The sequence below is a fragment of the Bauldia litoralis genome, assembly GCF_900104485.1.
Lineage (GTDB): Bacteria > Pseudomonadota > Alphaproteobacteria > Rhizobiales > Kaistiaceae > Bauldia > Bauldia litoralis.
On the sequence record NZ_FMXQ01000005.1, the window covers coordinates 148,004 to 166,388 of the forward strand.

At 66.3% G+C, this 18,385-nt stretch carries 16 protein-coding genes; 14 read left to right on the top strand and 2 right to left on the bottom strand.

Going from position 1 to position 18,385, the window contains the following annotated elements:
- Positions 1 to 50 precede the first annotated feature (50 nt).
- Positions 51 to 356 (bottom strand): putative quinol monooxygenase, encoded by a 306-nt coding sequence (locus tag BLT60_RS13115; RefSeq protein WP_090876915.1) that lies wholly within the window; start codon positions 354 to 356, stop codon positions 51 to 53.
- Complete coding sequence (gene nanR / locus BLT60_RS13120; protein ID WP_090876916.1) at positions 356 to 1,063, bottom strand: transcriptional regulator NanR; 708 nt, start codon at positions 1,061 to 1,063, stop codon at positions 356 to 358. Before nanR ends, BLT60_RS13115 begins: the two co-directional genes overlap by 1 nt.
- Positions 1,064 to 1,170: 107 nt before the next feature.
- Here nanR and BLT60_RS13125 point away from each other — a divergent pair, with 107 nt between their 5' ends.
- The 14 genes from BLT60_RS13125 (at position 1,171) to BLT60_RS13190 (ending at position 18,382) form a co-directional block, all read left to right on the top strand.
- Positions 1,171 to 1,635: a (2Fe-2S)-binding protein gene (locus BLT60_RS13125; protein WP_090876917.1), complete on the top strand. Its 465-nt coding sequence runs from the start codon at positions 1,171 to 1,173 to the stop codon at positions 1,633 to 1,635.
- A 49-nt stretch (positions 1,636 to 1,684) separates the two neighbouring features.
- Positions 1,685 to 4,087 (top strand): xanthine dehydrogenase family protein molybdopterin-binding subunit, encoded by a 2,403-nt coding sequence (locus BLT60_RS13130; protein WP_090876918.1) that lies wholly within the window; start codon positions 1,685 to 1,687, stop codon positions 4,085 to 4,087.
- A gap of 15 nt (positions 4,088 to 4,102) precedes the next feature.
- Positions 4,103 to 4,903, top strand: coding sequence for an FAD binding domain-containing protein (locus tag BLT60_RS13135; protein ID WP_090876919.1), 801 nt, complete (start codon positions 4,103 to 4,105; stop codon positions 4,901 to 4,903).
- Between the two features lie 99 nt (positions 4,904 to 5,002).
- Entirely contained in the window at positions 5,003 to 6,958 is a 1,956-nt protein-coding gene (locus BLT60_RS13140; RefSeq protein WP_139167831.1) for a D-apionate lactonase family protein, read from the top strand.
- A gap of 2 nt (positions 6,959 to 6,960) precedes the next feature.
- Entirely contained in the window at positions 6,961 to 8,298 is a 1,338-nt protein-coding gene (locus tag BLT60_RS13145) for an amidase (protein ID WP_175478423.1), read from the top strand.
- 151 nt (positions 8,299 to 8,449) lie between these two features.
- Entirely contained in the window at positions 8,450 to 9,400 is a 951-nt protein-coding gene (locus tag BLT60_RS13150; RefSeq protein WP_090876922.1) for a shikimate dehydrogenase family protein, read from the top strand.
- 244 nt (positions 9,401 to 9,644) lie between these two features.
- Positions 9,645 to 10,742 carry a sugar ABC transporter substrate-binding protein gene (locus BLT60_RS13155; RefSeq protein ID WP_090876923.1) on the top strand — a complete coding sequence of 366 codons (1,098 nt, stop codon included), beginning with the start codon at positions 9,645 to 9,647 and terminating at the stop codon, positions 10,740 to 10,742.
- A 128-nt stretch (positions 10,743 to 10,870) separates the two neighbouring features.
- On the top strand, positions 10,871 to 11,872 hold the full coding sequence (locus BLT60_RS13160) for an ABC transporter permease (protein ID WP_090876924.1): 1,002 nt from the start codon (positions 10,871 to 10,873) through the stop codon (positions 11,870 to 11,872).
- Positions 11,869 to 13,398 (top strand): sugar ABC transporter ATP-binding protein, encoded by a 1,530-nt coding sequence (locus BLT60_RS13165; RefSeq protein ID WP_090876925.1) that lies wholly within the window; start codon positions 11,869 to 11,871, stop codon positions 13,396 to 13,398. The genes BLT60_RS13160 and BLT60_RS13165 overlap by 4 nt, the downstream gene beginning before the upstream one ends.
- A gap of 8 nt (positions 13,399 to 13,406) precedes the next feature.
- Complete coding sequence (locus BLT60_RS13170; protein ID WP_090876926.1) at positions 13,407 to 14,366, top strand: ABC transporter permease; 960 nt, start codon at positions 13,407 to 13,409, stop codon at positions 14,364 to 14,366.
- A gap of 17 nt (positions 14,367 to 14,383) precedes the next feature.
- Positions 14,384 to 15,175, top strand: a complete 792-nt coding sequence (locus BLT60_RS13175; protein WP_090876927.1) for an SDR family NAD(P)-dependent oxidoreductase — start codon at positions 14,384 to 14,386, stop codon at positions 15,173 to 15,175.
- 73 nt (positions 15,176 to 15,248) lie between these two features.
- Positions 15,249 to 16,259, top strand: coding sequence for a LacI family DNA-binding transcriptional regulator (locus tag BLT60_RS13180; protein ID WP_175478424.1), 1,011 nt, complete (start codon positions 15,249 to 15,251; stop codon positions 16,257 to 16,259).
- 15 nt (positions 16,260 to 16,274) lie between these two features.
- Positions 16,275 to 17,675 carry an FGGY-family carbohydrate kinase gene (locus tag BLT60_RS13185; RefSeq protein ID WP_090876929.1) on the top strand — a complete coding sequence of 467 codons (1,401 nt, stop codon included), beginning with the start codon at positions 16,275 to 16,277 and terminating at the stop codon, positions 17,673 to 17,675.
- The gene (locus BLT60_RS13190) at positions 17,672 to 18,382 is read left to right on the top strand and encodes a class II aldolase/adducin family protein (protein WP_425285006.1); all 711 of its coding nucleotides are present in this window, start codon (positions 17,672 to 17,674) and stop codon (positions 18,380 to 18,382) included. Before BLT60_RS13185 ends, BLT60_RS13190 begins: the two co-directional genes overlap by 4 nt.
- The last annotated feature ends 3 nt before the right edge of the window (positions 18,383 to 18,385 follow it).

The following is an 18,385-nucleotide window of genomic DNA, read 5'->3' on the forward strand; positions in this document are numbered from 1 at the left end:
CTTTTTGACGTGTCCCGGTGCTGTCGACCGGGTTTCACCCGACGTTGCGCTTAACCGCTCCCCTCCAGGACGAGAGCAAATTCGACGACCGACTTGGCGGCGACAAGGTCGCTGCTGTCCCGGTCGAAGCTGAGAAAATGGTCCGTCTGCATGTGCGCGTCGAAAGCGGCGCGATCGTCATAGATCTCGTAGAGCACGATGCGATCGTCTTCGCCTTTCGGCTCAAGCACGTCGAAGCGCCTGCACCCGGGCTCGCGCGCCACAGAGGCACGCGCATTATCGTCGATGAGCCGGCGAAAGGCGCCGCGCGCGCCCGGCTTGAGGCGAAAATCGACGAGGATTGCGTAGTCGGCCATCACTGCACTTCACTGACGAGGGCGTAGCGGCGCGAAACGTATCCGAGATGGTCGCGCATGGCGCGCTCGGCCGCATCCGGATCGCGGGCGGCGACCGCCTCGAAGATCGCCTTGTGGGCTGCGAAGGAAATCTTGTCGACGCCCGGCGCCAGCGTCGTCTTGCGCTGCTCGTGCAGCCATTCGGCGAAGGCGGCGTGGATGGCGGTGAAGATCGGATTGCGCGGGATCAGCGCCAGCACATAGTGGAAGGCGACGTCGGTCCGCTCGAAGGCGGCGAAATCGCCGAGCGTGGCGCGGTTGTCCTCGAGCGCGGCTTCGAAATCGGCGATGTCCTCTTCGGACGCATGGAGCGCGGCGTGGCGCGCCAGTCCGGCCTCGAAGAAGATGCGCACATTCTGGAAATTCTGGATGCCGTCCGGCGAGGAGAGCATGTGGCGGGCAGTCACCGACAGGCCGTCCATGACGGATTGCGGGGTCGGCCGCGTCACCCGCGCCCGTGTGCCGGAGCGCAACTCGACCAGGCCGAGTTTCTGCAAATGGAAGAGCGCCTCGCGGACCGCGGGCCGACCGACGCCATAGGTTTCCATCAACTCGCGCTCGGAGGGAAGCGGGTCGCTCGGCGCGAAATCGCCACCGGCTATGCGTTGCTCAAGCCGCTCCGCGACGTCCTCATAGAGCTTGCGTTGGCGAATGGCTGATGGCGACATTTGGTATACCTGTAATGCCAGTTATGGTATCTTGCGTCGTGCCGGCGGTCAATCGACTATCGGCCAAGCCGGACAAACCGGCGAGGAAACATCGAAGGGAGGTGCCAATGACAACGGTGGCAATGACCGTGAACGGCAAAGCCGTATCGGTCGACAGCGAAGACCGCGCCCTGCTCGTGGAGGTGCTTCGCGAGAAGCTCAATCTGACCGGGACCCATGTCGGTTGCGACACGTCGCAATGCGGCGCCTGTGTCGTCTTGGTCGACGGGGTTGCGGTCAAATCCTGCACGATGCTCGCGGCGCAGGCCGACGGGAGCACAGTCGAGACCATCGAGAGCCTCGCCAAGAACGGCGAACTCCATCCGATGCAGGTTGCCTTCAACGAAAACCACGGACTGCAATGCGGCTTCTGCACGCCGGGGATGATCATGACGGCGGTCGACATGGTGCGCCGTCGCGGCAAGACCCTCGACGACACGACGATCCGCCACGAGCTGGAAGGCAACATCTGCCGCTGCACCGGCTACGTGAACATCGTCAAGGCCATCAAGGCCGGCGCTGCAAGAATGTAAGATCGCTATCGCCCGGGCGACAGCCGGGCCCGAGGGGAGGAATTCGGCAATGGCAAAAGACGGAATCGGCGCCAGCGTCCTGCGCAAGGAGGACCGACGCTTCACCACCGGTCAGGGGACTTACACGGACGACGTGAATCGCCCAGGCCAGCTTCACGCAGTTTTCGTGCGCTCACCGCACGCCCACGCGACCATCAAGTCGGTCGATCTCACCGCGGCGCGCGCGATGCCGGGCGTCGTCGCCATCCACACCGGCGAGGAACTCGCCGAGGGCGGCATCAACAATCTGATCTGCGGATGGGGGATCACATCCAAGGACGGCACGCCGATGAAGATGGGCCCCTACCCGCCGCTCGCCATCGGCAAGGTGCGCTTCGTCGGGCAGCCGGTACTCGCCGTCGTCGCCGAGAGCCGCGGCCAGGCAGAGGACGCGGCCCATGCGGTCGAGGTCGATTACGATATCCTGCCGTCGGTCACCCGCCTTGCCGACGCGCTGAACCCCGATGCACCCGCCGTCCACCACTTCGAGGCGGACGGCGCGGTCTGGGAGCATGGCCAGCCGCCGAAGAACCTCATCTTCGACTGGGAGTTGGGGGATGCCAAGGCGACGGACCAGGCGTTCGCCAAGGCCAAGCACGTCGTCAAGATCGACGTCGTCAACAACCGGACGGTCCCGAGCGCAATGGAGGCTCGCGCCGTCGTCGCGGAGTACGCTTCGGCGGGCGAGCATTTCACGCTGTGGAACACGACGCAGAATCCACATCTCTTGCGGGTCGTGCTGTCGGCCTTCATCAACGTCGCGCCCGAGCACAAGCTGCGGATCATCGCCCCCGACGTCGGCGGCGGATTCGGCTCGAAGATCTTCACCTACTCGGAAGAGGTCGTTTGCCTCTGGTCGGCGAAGGCGACCGGCCGCCCGGTCAAGTGGGCGTCGAGCCGCAGCGAAGCTTTTCTTACCGATGCGCATGGCCGAGACCACATCACCACGGCCGAGATGGCGTTCGACGAGAACCACAAGATGCTCGGCCTCAAGGTCGATACCATCGCCAATCTCGGCGCCTATATGTCGCTCTTCGCGTCGCTCATCCCGACCTATCTCTATGGACCGCTGTTGTCCGGCCAGTACGCGATCCCGGCGATCCACTGCAATGTCCGGGCGGTCTACACCAACACGGTGCCGGTCGACGCGGTGCGCGGTGCAGGGAGGCCAGAGGCGACCTATGTCCTCGAACGCCTGATCGAGACCGCCGCGCGCGAACTCGGAGTCGATCGCGCCGAACTTCGCCGCAAGAACTTCGTCCGCACCTTCCCGTACCAGACCCCCGTCCTGTGGCAGTACGACTCGGGCGACTATGACGGGCTGCTCGACAGCGTCCTGGCGAAGGCCGACTGGAACGGCTTCCCGGCCCGCAAGGCGGAGTCGGCCAAGCGCGGCAAGCTCCGCGGCATCGGCCTGTCCTGCTACATCGAAGCCTGCGGCGTCGCGCCGTCCTCCGCCGTCGGCGGGGCGCTCGGCTGCGGCGTCGGCATGTGGGAGATGGCCGAGATCAAGGTCAACCCGGTCGGCACCGTCGAGGTCTTCGTCGGTACGCTTGGTCATGGCCAGGGCCACGAGACGACGTATGCGCAGATCGCCGCCGATCGTTTCGGCATCCCGATCGACTCGATCTCGGTGATCGAAGGCGATACCGACAAGGTGCAGCAAGGAATGGGCAGCTACGGCTCGCGCACGGCCGGCAACGGCACCTCGGCAGTGTCCAAGGCCCTCGACAAGGTCGAGGCCAAGGCCAAGAAGATCGCAGCCCATCTTCTCGAAGCCTCCGAGGACGACATCAAGATCGAGGATGGCAACTTCGTCATTGCCGGCACCGACAAGAAGCTCACCCTCACCGAGGTGGCGCTCGCGGCCTATGCTTTCCACAAGCTGCCGACGGACATCGAGCCGGGCCTCGACGAGAAGGCTTATTTCGACCCGGTCAACCTGACCTACCCGGCCGGCGCCTTCGTCTGCGAGGTGGAGGTCGACCCGGCAACCGGCACCACCGAGATCGTGAATTTCACCGCGGTGGACGACTTCGGCAACGTCATCAACCCGATGATCGTCGAGGGCCAGGTCCATGGCGGCGTCATCCACGGCATCGGCCAGGCCCTGCTCGAAGAGGTGGTCTACGATCCGGACAGCGGCCAGTTGATGACCGGCTCGTACAACGACTACTGCATGCCGCGGGCCGACAACCTGCCGACCAACTTCGAACTCGCCTTCCAGGTCACCCCGAGCCCGAGCAACCCGCTCGGCGTCAAGGGCTGCGGCGAGGCCGGGGCGATCGGCGCGCCGCCGGCGATCATCAACGCGATCACCGACGCCATCGGCACCAACGATCTCCAGATGCCCGCGACCGCGGAGAAGGTCTGGAGAGCGCTGCAAGGCGTGTCGGCCAAGAACGCTGCCTAGGGAGGGAGAAAGATCATGCACGAGACCCGTTATCACCGCCCGAGCAGCCTCGACGAGGCCGCGAAAATCCTCTCCGCTTCGGCCGACGGCCGCTACCTGTCGGGTGGCCAGACGCTGATTCCGACGATGAAGCACCGGCTCGCCGAGCCGACCGACCTCATCGACCTGACTCGGCTGGCCGAACTCAAGGGCATCTCCGAAAGCGGCGGGGCGCTGACCATCGGCGCGGCGACGACCCATGCCGAGGTCGCCAGTTCGGACGCGGTCAGGAAGGCGATCCCGGCGCTTGCCGCGCTCGCCGGCAAGATCGGCGACCCGGCCGTCCGCCACAAGGGGACGATCGGCGGCTCGATCGCCAACAACGATCCGGGGGCGGACTATCCGGCCGCGGCGCTCGGCCTCGGCGCGACAATCCACACCAGCAAGCGCGCGATCGCCGCCGACGACTTCTTCAAGGGCATGTTCACGACCGCCCTTGAGGATGGAGAAATCGTCACCAAGGTCAGCTTCCCCATCCCGACCAAGGCAGCCTACGAGAAGTTCCACAACGCGGCCTCGCGCTATGCCCTGACCGGCGTCTTCGTCGCGGTGACCAAGGGCGGCGACGTCCGCGTCGCGGTGACCGGCGCTGGAGCCAGCGGCGTGTTCCGGGCGGGGGGCATCGAGGCGGCCTTGTCGAGCACGTTCGCGGCGGATGCGATCGGTGGCGTTGCCATCGATTCCTCCGACCTCTTGTCCGACATCCACGGCTCGGCCGACTATCGGGCGAACCTGATCAAGGTGATGGCCGAGCGGGCCGTCGCCGCGATCGCCTGAACGCCGTTCTGACGGCGCACCAGGACGAAACGAACTGAGGGGGAATGCGGCGACCCACGGGTTGCGGCATTCCCCTCTTCCTTGCGGGGGGACAGGATGATGAACACGCAGGCAATCAAACTCTTCGGAACCGACGAACCGGCGCCCACGCAACGGCTGCTGACGGCGGGACCGATCACCGCGACACTGGAAGACGGGCAGCTTCGCTGGATTCGGATCGGCGATGCCGAGGCGGTCCGCGCCATCGGCTTCCTCGTGCGCGATCGCAACTGGAGCACACCGACCCCGGAGGTCAGCGACCTGACCGTCAAGGAAACGCGTGGCGGCTTCAAGGTCGCGTTCGATGCGCTGTGGCGGACCGCGGACGGAACCTTCTCGGCGCGTCTCAGCTACACGGCGAAGGCCAGTGGAACGCTGACGTGCGAGGCCGTCGGCGCGCCGGCCCAGGATTTCCAGACCTGCCGCACCGGCTTCGTCATCCTTCACCCGCTCAAGGGTTTCGTCGGCAAGCCGGTGACGATCGAGCATGCGGACGGTTCGGTCGCGACCTCGACGGTGCCGGAAGAGATCGTCCCGGACCAGCCGTTCCTGCTGGTGCGGGCGATGACCCATTCGCCTCTGCGCGGCGTCAAGGCGGAACTGCGCATGGAAGGCGACACCTGGGAGACCGAGGACCACCGCAACTGGACCGACGCCTCCTTCAAGACCTATAGCCGGCCGCTGTCGCTTCCCTACCCCTACCCGATCGCCAAGGGCGAGGAAGTCCGCCAGTCGGTGACGCTGACATTCACCGGCAAGCTGCCGAAAGCGCCGGCCGAGGGATCCGGGCCGGTCACCGTCAAGCTCGGCGAGGCGTCGGGCAAGATGCCGCGGATCGGCGTCAGCGTTCTTCCGGAGGATGCGCGGGCAGCCGTTCGTGTTGCGCCGCTGGTCAAGGCGGCCGGCGTGCAGCACATCAACTGCCGCATCGACCTGCGGGATCGTGGCTGGGACAAGCCGCTTGGCGACTATGCCAAACTGGCGAAGGAAACCGGCGCGGAGGTCGTGCTCGAGATCATCATCCCCGGCGACGACACGCCAGCCAGGGAAATCGGCGCGGCGGGCAAGGCGGTGCGCGCGGCGAAACTGAAGCCGGCAGCGGTGGTGGTAACGCCGGCGGCGGATCTCAAATCCTACCCGCCCGGCACGCCCCATCCCGACGGGATACCGACCTGGGAAGCGGTCGCATCCGCGACCCGGCGGACCTTTCGCACTGCCCGCATCGGTGGCGGCATGCTGTCGAACTTCACCGAGCTCAACCGGAAGCGGCCGCCGAACAAACTCTTCGATTTCATCACCCACCGGACCTCCGCGACAGTCCATGCCGCCGACGACCGTTCGGTGATGGAGACGCTCGAAGCGGTCGGGCAGATCATCCACTCGACCAGGGCGATCATTGGAAAGACGCCCTACCGGATCGGTCCCTCGCATATCGGCAACAGCTTCAATCCTTATGGAGCGGCGGTCAGCGAAAATCCGAATGGCGGCCGCGTCACCATGGCCCGCGTCGACCCGCGCCATCGCGGGTTGTTCGGCGCGGCGTGGCATCTCGGCTATCTTGGTCAGGTCGCGGATGGCGGGCTTGAGGCGGCGACGATGGCTTCTCCCGTCGGCGAGTTCGGCATTGCCTATGCGAAGCAGAAACATGCTCAGCCGTGGTTCGACACGACACGCGGCGCCAAGGTCTACCCGGTCTACCATGTCATCCGCGGCATCGCCGGGGCGGCCGGCGCCAGGCACGTTGGGGCGGTCTCCGCCGATACGGACCGCGTTCGCGTCCTCGCCTGGAAAAAAGGAAAGACGACCCATGTCTGGCTCGCCAGCCTTCGCGACGAGACCGTCGACGTGAAGCTGCGCGGCCTGCCGAAGGGTAAGGCGACGCTGATGATGCTGGACGCAGAAAGCTTCGAGGCGGCGGCGCGCGACCCGTCCTTTGGCGACGTGGGCGAGCCCTTCAAGGGCTCCAGCGTCACGCTTGGCCCCTTCGCGGTGGCGCGGCTCGACATTACGGGGTGATCGTGGGCGCCGAATCGTCCGTTTCGCGGACCGAAGCCTGTCTCGACCGCATCGCGCGGCTCGATCCGGACCTGCGGGCATTCATCACGGTCACCGGAGAAACGGCGCTGGACGCAGCGCGGGCGGCCGATGCGGCAACGCGGGAGGGGCGAAACACAGGCCTGCTTCATGGCGTCCCGATCGCAGTCAAGGACTGCATCGATGTCGCCGGCGTGCGATGCACTCACGGGTCGGCCTTCTTCGCCGGGAACATATCTGCCGTCGATGCCCCGGCGGTCGCCAGGCTGAGGGCGGCGGGCGCGGTCCTGATCGGCAAGGCCAACATGCACGAATTCGCCTATGGCGGGACGACGCAGAACGCGGTCTTCGGCGGCTGTCGGAACCCCTGGGACATGACCCGCATTCCCGGCGGCTCCAGCGGCGGGTCGGCGGTGGCGATCGCCGCCGGGCTGGCCGAGGGCGCGCTCGGCAGCGACACGGCCTCGTCGATCCGGATGCCGGCGGCGCTGACCGGAACGACGGGACTGAGGCCGACCGGCGGCAGTGTCTCCGCCGACGGTGTCCTGCCGGTCAGCCCTCCGCACGATACCGTCGGGCCGATGGCGCGGAGCGTCGGCGAGGTCGCCCACATCCAGGCCGCGATCCTCGACGAGACACCGGCGGCGGCGCGTGGCGTGACGCCGGCCGGGCTGCTCAGCCGGTTGGATGACGGGGTCTCCGGGCTTCGGCTCGCCGTTCCCGACGACTTCTTCTTCAGCGAGGCGGACCCGGGTGTCGCCGAGGCGGTGCTCGCCGCCGCGCGGGTTCTCGAAGAGCGCGGTGCGCGTCTCGTCACCAGAGCCATCGCTGGTGCGGCGGAGGTGCAGGCGAACATGATGCCGGTGCTTTTCGCCGATGCCGCGAGCTTCCACCGGGAACGGCTCGCGACAGAGCCGGAGACCTTTAGCGCCGGCGTGCGGAACCGGCTGCGGCCGGGACTGGACATGACGGCGATCGACTACGCGGAGCGGCTCCGCTGGCTGGAGGCATGGCGGACACGCTGCGATGCCTTCTTCGACGACGAGGCGGACGCGATGATCACGCCGACCGTTCCCATCACCGCACCGGTGATTCAGGACGACGCGAATCTCACCTTTGTGTCGAGCCGGCTCAGCCGCTTCTGCTGGGCCTGGGCGGCGGCGCGCGCGCCGGCCCTCTCGGTCCCCTGCGGCTTCGCCGAAGGGCTGCCGATCGGCATGCAGATCGGCTCCGGGCGCTGGCAGGACGCCCGCGTCCTTGCCATCGGCCACGCCTACCAGCAGGCGACCGACTGGCACCGGATAACGCCGGACCTGGCCTGACCGGACCCCTGTCCCCTTGCATCGCCGGTGAAATTCCTCGGCGGGACGGTTGATCCGACCGCCCTTCTAGGCCGATGAAAGGACCGGTAGTATTACCGCCTACCCCGCGATCCAGCGCGGCTCGGCATTCCCATCGAAGAGGCAAGACACCATGACCGCGTTCACGCCGGCTACCGCACCGACGATCTATTTCATCGGCGTGACCACCGGCCAGTCGTCGATCCTCAAGGTGTTTCCAAAATGGGCGGAGGCACTCGGCCTCGCCGACGCCCGGATCGTCGGCATCGACCTACCGCTGCATGCGCCTCGCGACGATTACCGGCGCGTCGTCTCGTTCATCAAGGACGACCCGCACTCGCGCGGCGCGCTGGTGACGACCCACAAGATCGACCTCTTCGACGCCTGCCGCGACCTGTTCGACGAGATCGACCCGCTGGCCCGGCTCACGGAAGAAATGAGCTGCGTGTCGAAGCGCGACGGCAGGCTGATCGCATCGGCCAAGGACCCGATCACCGGCGGGCTGGCGCTCGACGCCATCGTTCCCGCCGGCCACTTCGGCCGGACCGGGGCGGAAGCTTTCTTCATGGGCGCCGGCGGCTCGACCGCCGCCATCACCTGGCACCTGATGCAGGCCAAACGCGGCGACGACCGACCGTCTCGCATCACCATCTCCGATGTCAGCCAGCCGCGACTCGACGCCTATGAGGCGCTGTGCGAGCGCTTCGATACCGACATCCCTGTCGAGACCGTGCTGGCATCCGCGGCGCAGGACAACGACCGGGTGATGGGCGACCTTCGGCCAGGGTCGCTGGTGGTCAACGCCACCGGCCTCGGCAAGGATGGGCCTGGCTCGCCGATCAGCGACGCCGCCGTCTTCCCGCGCGACGGATATGCCTGGGAACTGAACTATCGCGGCGACCTGGTCTTTCTGCGCCAGGCGCGCGCCGCCGCGTCACAGCAACCAATGACCGTCTCGGACGGCTGGGTCTATTTCCTCCACGGCTGGACGCGGGTCATCGCCGAAGTCTTCGCCATCGATATCCCGACCTCCGGTCCCTTGTTCGAACAATTGTCGGATATCGCGGTGCCGCCCGGCCGCTGATCGCCCGGCCATCCCGAGTCGCCTTTTTCGACGATGGACGTGACGGCGCCAGTCGTCCGAATCCCGCCCATATCGGCCTCGACACGGGCGGTTTTCCCCCGAAACCATCGACAAGCGCGCCGATCGTATTGACAGCGAAAAGCCATCGTGCATAGCTATGCACGGCCGAAAAAACGCTGTTCGATCCAATCAACAACAACCGACGTCGATGGCCACGGTGTCTCTCTAGGGTGGAGATTTGGTAATGGTGAAGAAACTCATCGACCATGCAATGAATCGGCGCGTCGGGCGCCGCGACTTCCTCAAGGGTGCTGCGGCCGCGGGTGCGGTTGGCGCCTTCCCGGCGATCATCACCCGTTCGGCCTTCGCGTCCGAGCACCCAACCGTTGTCAACTCGATCCGGTCGCTGTCCAACCCCTATCACGCGACATGGAATGCGGGCGGCGCGGCTTTCGCCAACTCGGTCGGCGCCGACTACGTGACGCTCGTCACCGAAGGCAACAGCGAGAAGGGCATCGCCGACATCAAGGCGATCCTTGCCAAGACTGGCGGCAACTGCGTCGTCAATGTCGATCCCAACGACGCCCCGGATGCGCGGCCGATCGTCGAGGCCTGCAAGGACGCGGGCGCCTATGTCGTGACACAGTGGAACAAGCCGGCCGACCTGCATCCCTGGGACTACGATCCGAACTACGTCGCCCACATCTCGTTCGACGGCGTGCCTTACGGCAAGGCCATGGCCGAGACCCTGATCAAGGCGATGGGCGGCAAGGGCGGCATCGTCGCTCTCGGCGGCATCGAATCGAATACCCCGGCCATCGCCCGCAAGGCCGGCCTGATGCAGGCGCTTGAGGCGAACCCGGATGTCGAGCTTCTCGACTTCCAGGTTGCCAACTGGTCCGAGACGGAAGCGCTCGAGAAGACCAACGCCTGGCTGACCCAGTTCGGTGACCAGATCTCCGGCATCTGGGCGGCGAATGACGGCATGGCGCTTGCCGCCGTCGAGGCGCTTCGGGCCGACGGGCGCGCCGGTACGGTTCCGGTCACCGGCATCGACGGCATCCAGCTCGCGGTCGAGGCGATCCTCAACGGCGAGATGGCCGGCACCGTCGCCTGGGACCCCTTCTGGCAGGGCGGAATGGGCCTGTCGATCGGCTACCATGCCAAGACCGGCGGCTTCGACCCGACGACGGAACCGAAGGACCATCGCGAGTTCTACGGCAAGGGCGTCATCATCACCGCCGACAGCGCGCAGTCGTATTTCGACAACAATATCGCTGCCGAGCCGACGCTCGACTGGAACGACATCTGGGGCCGGGTCAACGGCCAGATCGTCTACTGAGCCAGACTGTGTGAGCGCGCTCCAGCGCGCTCACCTCCTCCCGTTGCGAACCGTCTTGTCCCGGATTGCCGGGGCGAGACGGGTCGTGGCCCGGCTGTTCCCTGCTGTCTAGAAAGCGAAAGCCCGAGATGTCCCTGGACACATCCGCAAGCGCGACGGATTCCGGCGCGACCCCGCGTCCGCGCCGATGGCGGATCGCGTCCTGGGCGCCGGTCATCGTCCTCGTGGCGCTGTGCATCATCATCGGGCTGATCAACCCGAATTTCTTCAGCTTCGGCAATTTCGTCCGCATGAGCCAGACCGCGATGATCCCGCTGGTGCTCGGGCTCGGCGCGACCTTCATCATCCTGATGGGATCGATCGACCTTTCGGTTGAAGGCATCCTGACGCTCGGCGCGGTCATCCTGTCGATGCTGGTGCTGAACGGCGCCAACGCCAACGACCTCGGGATCTTCGGCATCTTCATCGTCCTGGCGGTCGGCGCCTCGGTCGGCTTCATCAACGGCGTCATCCATGTCCGTCTGAAAGTGCCGTCCTTCATGACGACGCTCGGCGTCTGGTTCATCGGCGTCGGGGTGGCCAATGCACTGCTCGGCGGCATGGCGACGCGGATCAACTCGCCGATGATCCGCGGCCTGGCGATCGACCGCTTCCTCGGATTCCCGTGGGGCGTATGGCTCGCCCTGCTCTGCTTCGTCATCGCCCTGGTCATCCAGAACTACACGCGGCTGGGGCGCTATATCTACGCGCTCGGCGGCGGCGAGGAGCTTGCAGAACTCTCTGGCATCCCGGTCGGGCGTGTTCGCATCATGACCTTCACGCTCGCCGGAATCTTCTACGCGGTCGGCGGCATTCTCGCCGCCGCGCAACTCGGCCTCGGCAACGCGCAGATCGGCAATGGCCGCCTGTTCACGACGATTACCGCGGTGGTGGTCGGCGGCACGGCGCTGACCGGTGGTCGCGGCGGCGTCCACCAGACCCTGATCGGCGTCCTCATCGTCGTCGTGCTCAACAACGGCATGGTGCTGATGGGGGTCAAACCCAGCGTCCAGATCGGCGTGCAGGGCCTGATGATCATCGCGGCCGTGGCGCTGTCGATCGACCGCAAGCTGATCCGGATCGTCAAATGAGCGAGAGCCCCGCAACAACGCCCGCCCTGGCGCTGGTCAACGTCGACAAATACTTCCCCGGCGTCCATGCGCTGAAGGATGTCTCGATCGAGATCCAGCCCGGCGAGGTCGTCGGCCTGATCGGCGAGAACGGCGCCGGCAAGTCGACGCTGATGAAGATCCTCAGCGGCGTCTACCAGCCTGACTCCGGCTCCATCCTGATCGCCGGCGAGCCGACCCATATCGCCAGCGCCGCCGATGCCAACCACAAGGGCATCGGCATGGTGTTCCAGGAGCAGTCGCTCCTGACCAACCTGACCGTCGGCGAAAACATCTATCTCGGCAACGAGGCGCAGTTCACGCGCTTCGGCATCGTCGACTGGAACGCGCTCTATGCGGCGGCGTCGCGGCAACTGGCCAAGGTCCAGGTCGATGTCGACCCGCGCATGCGCTCGGAAGACCTCGACTTCGCCGCGCGCCAGATGGTGGAGCTGGCCAAGGCCCTGACGCTCGAGGACCTTGCTGGCGGACACCTGGTCATCCTGCTCGACGAGCCGACATCGGTGCTCGAACGGGCCGAGATCGAGGTTCTGTTCGCGCGGGTCCGGGCGCTGAAATCGCGCGCCTCCTTCATCTTCGTCTCGCACCGGCTGGACGAGGTGCTCGAGCTTTCCGACCGCATCTACATCATGAAGGACGGCGCGGTCGTCGGCGACCTCAAGTCCGGCGAGGCGGAAGTCAGCGAGTTGCACCAGTTGATGGTCGGCCGCAGCCTGCAGTCGGAATATTACCGCGAGACGCTGCAGAAGCCCTATCGGGACGAGGTGCTGGTCGAGGCGGAGGGGCTGTCGCTCGGCACCGCTTACAAGGATATCAGCTTCAAGCTCCATGCCGGGGAAATCCTCGGCATTGCCGGGGTGATCGGCTCCGGCCGCGAGGAACTGACCCGCACGCTGGCCGGCTTCGCGCCGCATGACGGCGGCCGCCTGCGCGTCGGCGACCGCGATGTGCGGCTGCGCTCGCCGGCCGAAGCGGTAGATATCGGGCTCGGCTACATTCCGCGCGAGCGGCGGGTCGAAGGGCTGGTGCTCTTCCTCTCGGTCGCGGCCAACATCACGCTTGGCGACCTCGGCAGCCTCGCCCGCTTCGGGCTGATCAATGCCGGCGAGGAGCGCCGACTGGCGTCGAAATGGTCCGAACGGCTTAATGTCCGCACGCCCAGCATCAACACGCTCTGCCTCAACCTGTCCGGCGGCAACCAGCAGAAGGTGGTGCTCGCCAAGTGGCTGAACGCCAAGGCGAGGATCCTCATCCTCGATCACCCGACGCGCGGTCTCGATGTCGGCGCCAAGGAAGAGGTCTACGAACTGGTGCGGGCGACCACCGCCGAGGGGGTCGCGGTGATCCTCACCTCCGACACGCTGGAGGAGACGATCGGACTCAGCCACACGGTGCTGGTGATGCGCGACGGGACGATCACCCATCGCACCGAAGCCGCCCCCGGCGCGAAGCCGCGGCAGGTCGATCTCATCGGACACATGGTCTAGGGGTAACGATGAACGCACTTGTCGAGAAAATCGGCGCCGACCGCATCCGGCAATGGCTGCCACTGGCAACGCTCGTCATCCTGGTCGTTGCGATCGGCATCGTCGAGCCGACCTTCCTCCAGCCCGCCTCCCTGCTCCAGCTCGCCAGCGACACGGCGGTGCTCTTCATCCTCGCGACCGGCGTGACCTTCGTCATCATGCTCGGCGGCATCGACCTGTCGATCCAGTCGATGGCGTCGCTGGCCAGCGTTATCGTCGCGCTGACCATCACCCGGCTGGGCTATGGTTCCTTCGTCCTGGCGGTGGCGGTCGGCGCGCTGGCCGGGCTGCTCTCCGGGCTCGCCCATGTGAAGCTGCGGATTCCGTCCTTCATCGCCACGCTGGCGGCGGGCGGCGTCCTGTTCAGCACGGCTCTGGTCATCTCCGGCGAACGCTCGATCACGATGGGCGACTCGGCGCGGGCTCTGCAGGAGTGGATCACCGGCACCGTCTTCGGCATCCCGAATGTCGTGATCGTTGGCCTGATCGTGCTGGCCATCGCCCATACGCTGCAGAGCAAGACGCGCTTCGGCCGTTACAGCGCGGCGATCGGCGCCGGCGAGCCGGCCGCCTATGCGTCCGGCGTCAAGGTCGACCGGCAGAAGATCTTCGCCTTCATCCTGTCGTCGGGGTTCGCGGCGCTTGCCGGCGTCATCCTCGCCGGCAGACTGTCGAGCGGTTCGCCGACACTTGCCGCGGAGCTGCTGCTGCCGTCGATCGCGGCGGTCGTTGTCGGCGGGACGGCGATCACCGGCGGCGTCGGCAGCATCTGGCGCACCCTGGTCGGGGCGCTGATCATCTCGGTCGTGCGCATCGGCATGACCTTTCTCGGCGTCAACATCTTCGCCCAGAACATCGTCTTCGGCGCAGTGTTGATCCTCGCCGTCGCCATCACGATCGATCGGTCCAAAATCCCGATCGTCAAATAACCAGCAGGAGCAATGCAATGGACCTCGGTCTTCGCGACAAGGTAGCAGTGATCAGCGGCGGCAGCATTGGCATCGGGCTCGCCGTCGCCAAGGGTTTCGCGGCGGAAGGCGCGAATGTCGTCATCACCGCCCGCAACACCGAACGGCTCGAAGCCGCGCGCGAAGAGATCGCCTCGGCCGGCAAGGTCAAGGTCCTGACCGTGGCCAGCGACGTCGCCACCGCCGAGGGTGTCGATGCCATTGTCGCCGCCGTCGAGAAGGAATTCGGCGGCGCCGACATCCTCCTCAACAATGCCGGTTCCGGCAGCAACGAGACGATCATGGAAGCGCCGGACGAGAAATGGCAGGCCTATTGGGACCTGCACGTCATGGCGGCGGTCCGGCTGGCCCGGGGACTGGTGCCTTCGATGAAGAAGCGCGGCGGCGGCGTCATCCTCAACAACGCCTCGATCTGCGCCTCGCAGCCGCTGTGGTACGAGCCGATCTACAACGTCACCAAGGCGGCGCTGGTGATGCTGTCCAAGACGATGTCGACGGAATTCGTCAAGGACAATATCCGGGTCAACGCGGTCAATTGCGGCTTCGTGCTGACGCCGGACTGGATCAAGACCGCCAAGCAGCTGACGGCCGATAGCGGCGGCGACTGGCAGGGCTATATCGACAACCTCGCCAAGGAGAACGCGCCGATCGGCCGCTTTGCCTCGCCGGAGGAAGTCGCCAACTTCTTTGTTTTCCTCTGCTCGGATCGCGCGAGCTATTCCGTCGGTTCGACCTACTTCATCGATGGCGGGATGCTCAAGACGGTCTAGGACCGGGCGGGTCGGGCATTGTGCACCGCGAGAAGGAGGTGATATCCCGACCGGCTCACTGGTAAGGCAGGCAATGAAACCCAGCCGGAGATACCCTTCTTCAACGGATGTCGCCCGGCTGGCCGGTGTTTCCCAGTCTGCGGTCTCGCGGGCCTTTTCCGAGGGCAAGAGCATCTCGGACGAGACCCGGCAGAAGGTCTTCGAGGCGGCGAAGAAGCTCGACTACAGCCCGAGCTTCATTCCGCGCATCCTGCTCAACCACCGCTCGCATCTGGTGGCGGTCGTCATCAGCGGGACCAGCAATCCCTTCTACGCCAACGCCCTGGAAGCCTTCACCATGGCGCTGCAGAAGGACGGCTATCAGGTGCTGCTCGTCCATATCGAGAGCGACCACTCGCTCGACGGGGCGATCCCGAAGCTGGCGAGCTACCGGGTCGATGCCATCGTCAGCGCCCTGCCGGTGCTGTCAAAGGCAGCGGCGCGGGCCTTTGCCCGGATCAAGATCCCGACCATCTCCTTCAACACGCCGATCAAGAACCGCTGGGTCGCCTCGGTCTGCTCGGACAATGTCGGCGGAGCCGGCGCCGTTGCCGACCTGTTCGTCGCCCGCGGTGCGCGGACCTTCGGGTTCATCGCCGGCTCGGATGGCAGCTTCGCCAGCGACGAGCGACTGAGCGGCTACCGCGACCGGCTCGGCAAGCATGGCTTCGACACGGTCGAGATCGCGACGGCGGATTTCCAGTACCAGGGCGGCCATGACGCGGCGCTCGCGCTTTTCAGCAACGGCAACGGGCCCGAAGCGATCTTCTGCGCCAACGACCTGATGGCGATCGGCGCACTCGACGCCGTGCGGCGGGCACTCGGCCTGCGGGTGCCGGAGGATGTGCTGATCGCCGGCTTTGACGACGTGCCGGAAGCCTCCTGGGGCGCCTATGACCTGACGACGGTGGTCCAGGACGGGCCGGCGATGGTTGCCGAGGCGATGAACATCCTCAATTCGATGCTGGCCTCGACCGGATCGGTTGGCGGGCCGATGCGGGTCGTACCCGGCACGCTGATTGAACGATCAACGACACTCAGATAGACCCTACGCGCTCCCATGAAACACGTCGCAGTCCTCGATATCGGCAAGACCAACGTCAAACTGTCCATCGCGACAGGCGACGGGGTCATGCTCGAATCGGTCTCGACCGGCAATGAACTGCTCGCCGGTCCGCCCTACCTCCATCCCGACGCGGAGGCGATCGAGGCCTGGTTCCTCGACCAGCTCGGCAACCTGGCCCGCCGCCATACGATCGACGCCGTCGTCGCCACGTCGCATGGGTCGCTCGGCGCCCTGGTCGGCGGGGGGCGTCTGTTGATGCCCCCGGTCGATTACGAAAACGAGCCTTCCGAGGCGCTCAATCGACGCTATGCGGAGCTGGCCGGGTCGCTGGCCGACTGCGGCAGCCCGATCATGCCGGGCTTCGCCCACATGGCCCGCCAGATGCTGTTTCTCGAGACGGAGTGGCCCGAAACAGTCGCGGAAGCAGAGCATTACCTTGGTGGACCGCAATACTGGGCGTGGCGACTGTCGGCCATCGCCGCCAGCGAAATCACCTATCTCGGCGCTCAATCCCATCTCTGGAACGTCCGCAAGGCGCGATACCTGCCGATCGTCGCGTCGCGCGGCTGGCAGCGGCTGTTGCCGCCGATCGAGCCGGCCTGGCGGAGGCTCGGCGCGATCATGCCGGACCTGGTGCGCCGCCACGGCCTCCCGGAAGGCATCGGCGTGCTTTGCGGCATCCACGATTCCAGCGCCAACTTCTACCGCTACCAGCAGGCCGGGCTCAGCGATGTCGCGCTGATCTCGACCGGCACCTGGATCGTCGGGCTCGGCGACATCAGGCGGCCGGACGATCTGGTCGTTTCGGAGCAGCGGCTCTGCAACGCGGACGTTCATGGCAAGCCGTTGGCCGGCGTGCTGGCCATGGGTGGCCGTGAGTTCGCGGCGCTCGCCGGTGACGCGGGCGAGGGCACGGCCGATGTCGCGGACGTGGCACGCCTGCTGGCGGGCGGGACAATGCCCCTGCCCTCCTTCAGCGACCACGACGTGCTCTTCCCGGGCACGGCGGGCAAGGGCCGCATCGACGGGCCGCAGCCGGCCACGCCCGGCGAACGGCGGGCGCTGGCGCTTCTCTATGTCGCGCTGCTGACCGACACCTGCCTCGACGTCCTGGGCGAGCAAGGCACGACGGTGCTCGACGGCTCCTTCGTCCGGGACCCGCTCTATCCTGCGCTGGTCGCCGCCCTGCGGCCGAAACGGCGGACGCTTTTCAATACCGAGGCCAACGGCACGGCCTCGGGCGCCGCCCTTCTGGCCAGCCACGATAGCCGTGACGGACCGGCGCCCGTTGACCTGCGGACGCCAATGGACATTGACCTTCCCGGCCTTGCCGACTACGCAACCCGCTGGCGCCGCGCAACCGGCGGCAGCCTCCCCATAGCCAAGGACACATGACGATGACAGAGACGGCGAGCCACGCCTCGCGGGCCGACATGGTGGATATCTGCCGGCGGATGAATTCTTCCGGCATCAACCAGGGAACCGCGGGCAACCTGTCGCTGCGGACAGGCGACACCTTCCTCATCACGCCGAGTTCGCTCGCCTATGACAAGATGGAGCCCGAGGATATCGTCGAGATGGATTTCGACGGGACCTACGAAGGCCGGCGGCGGCCCTCCTCCGAATGGCGTTTCCATCGCGACATCCTGGCGGCACGCAAGGACATCAACGTCGTCCTGCACTGCCACTCGATCTACGCGACGACGCTGGCGGTCCATCACAAGACCATCCCGAGCTTCCACTACATGACCGGCGTTGCCGGCGGCACGACGATCCGCTGCGCCAAATACGCCACTTTCGGCACCCAGGCGCTGTCCGACTACGCGCTCGAAGCGCTGGAGGGGCGGCTGGCCTGCCTGCTCGGCCAGCACGGGCAGATCTCGCTCGGCGCCGATCTCGAAAAGGCGCTGTGGCTCGGCATCGAGGTCGAGACAATCTCGCGGCTCTATGTCCAGGCGCTGACGCTCGGCGAGCCGCCGATCCTCTCCGACGAGGAGATGGCGCGGGTACTCAAGCAGATGGACCAGATGAGCTACGGCCAGGCGCCCGATCTCGAAGGCGTCAACGACACCGCGCGACCCCGCCAGGCGGCCGACGCGTAGCGG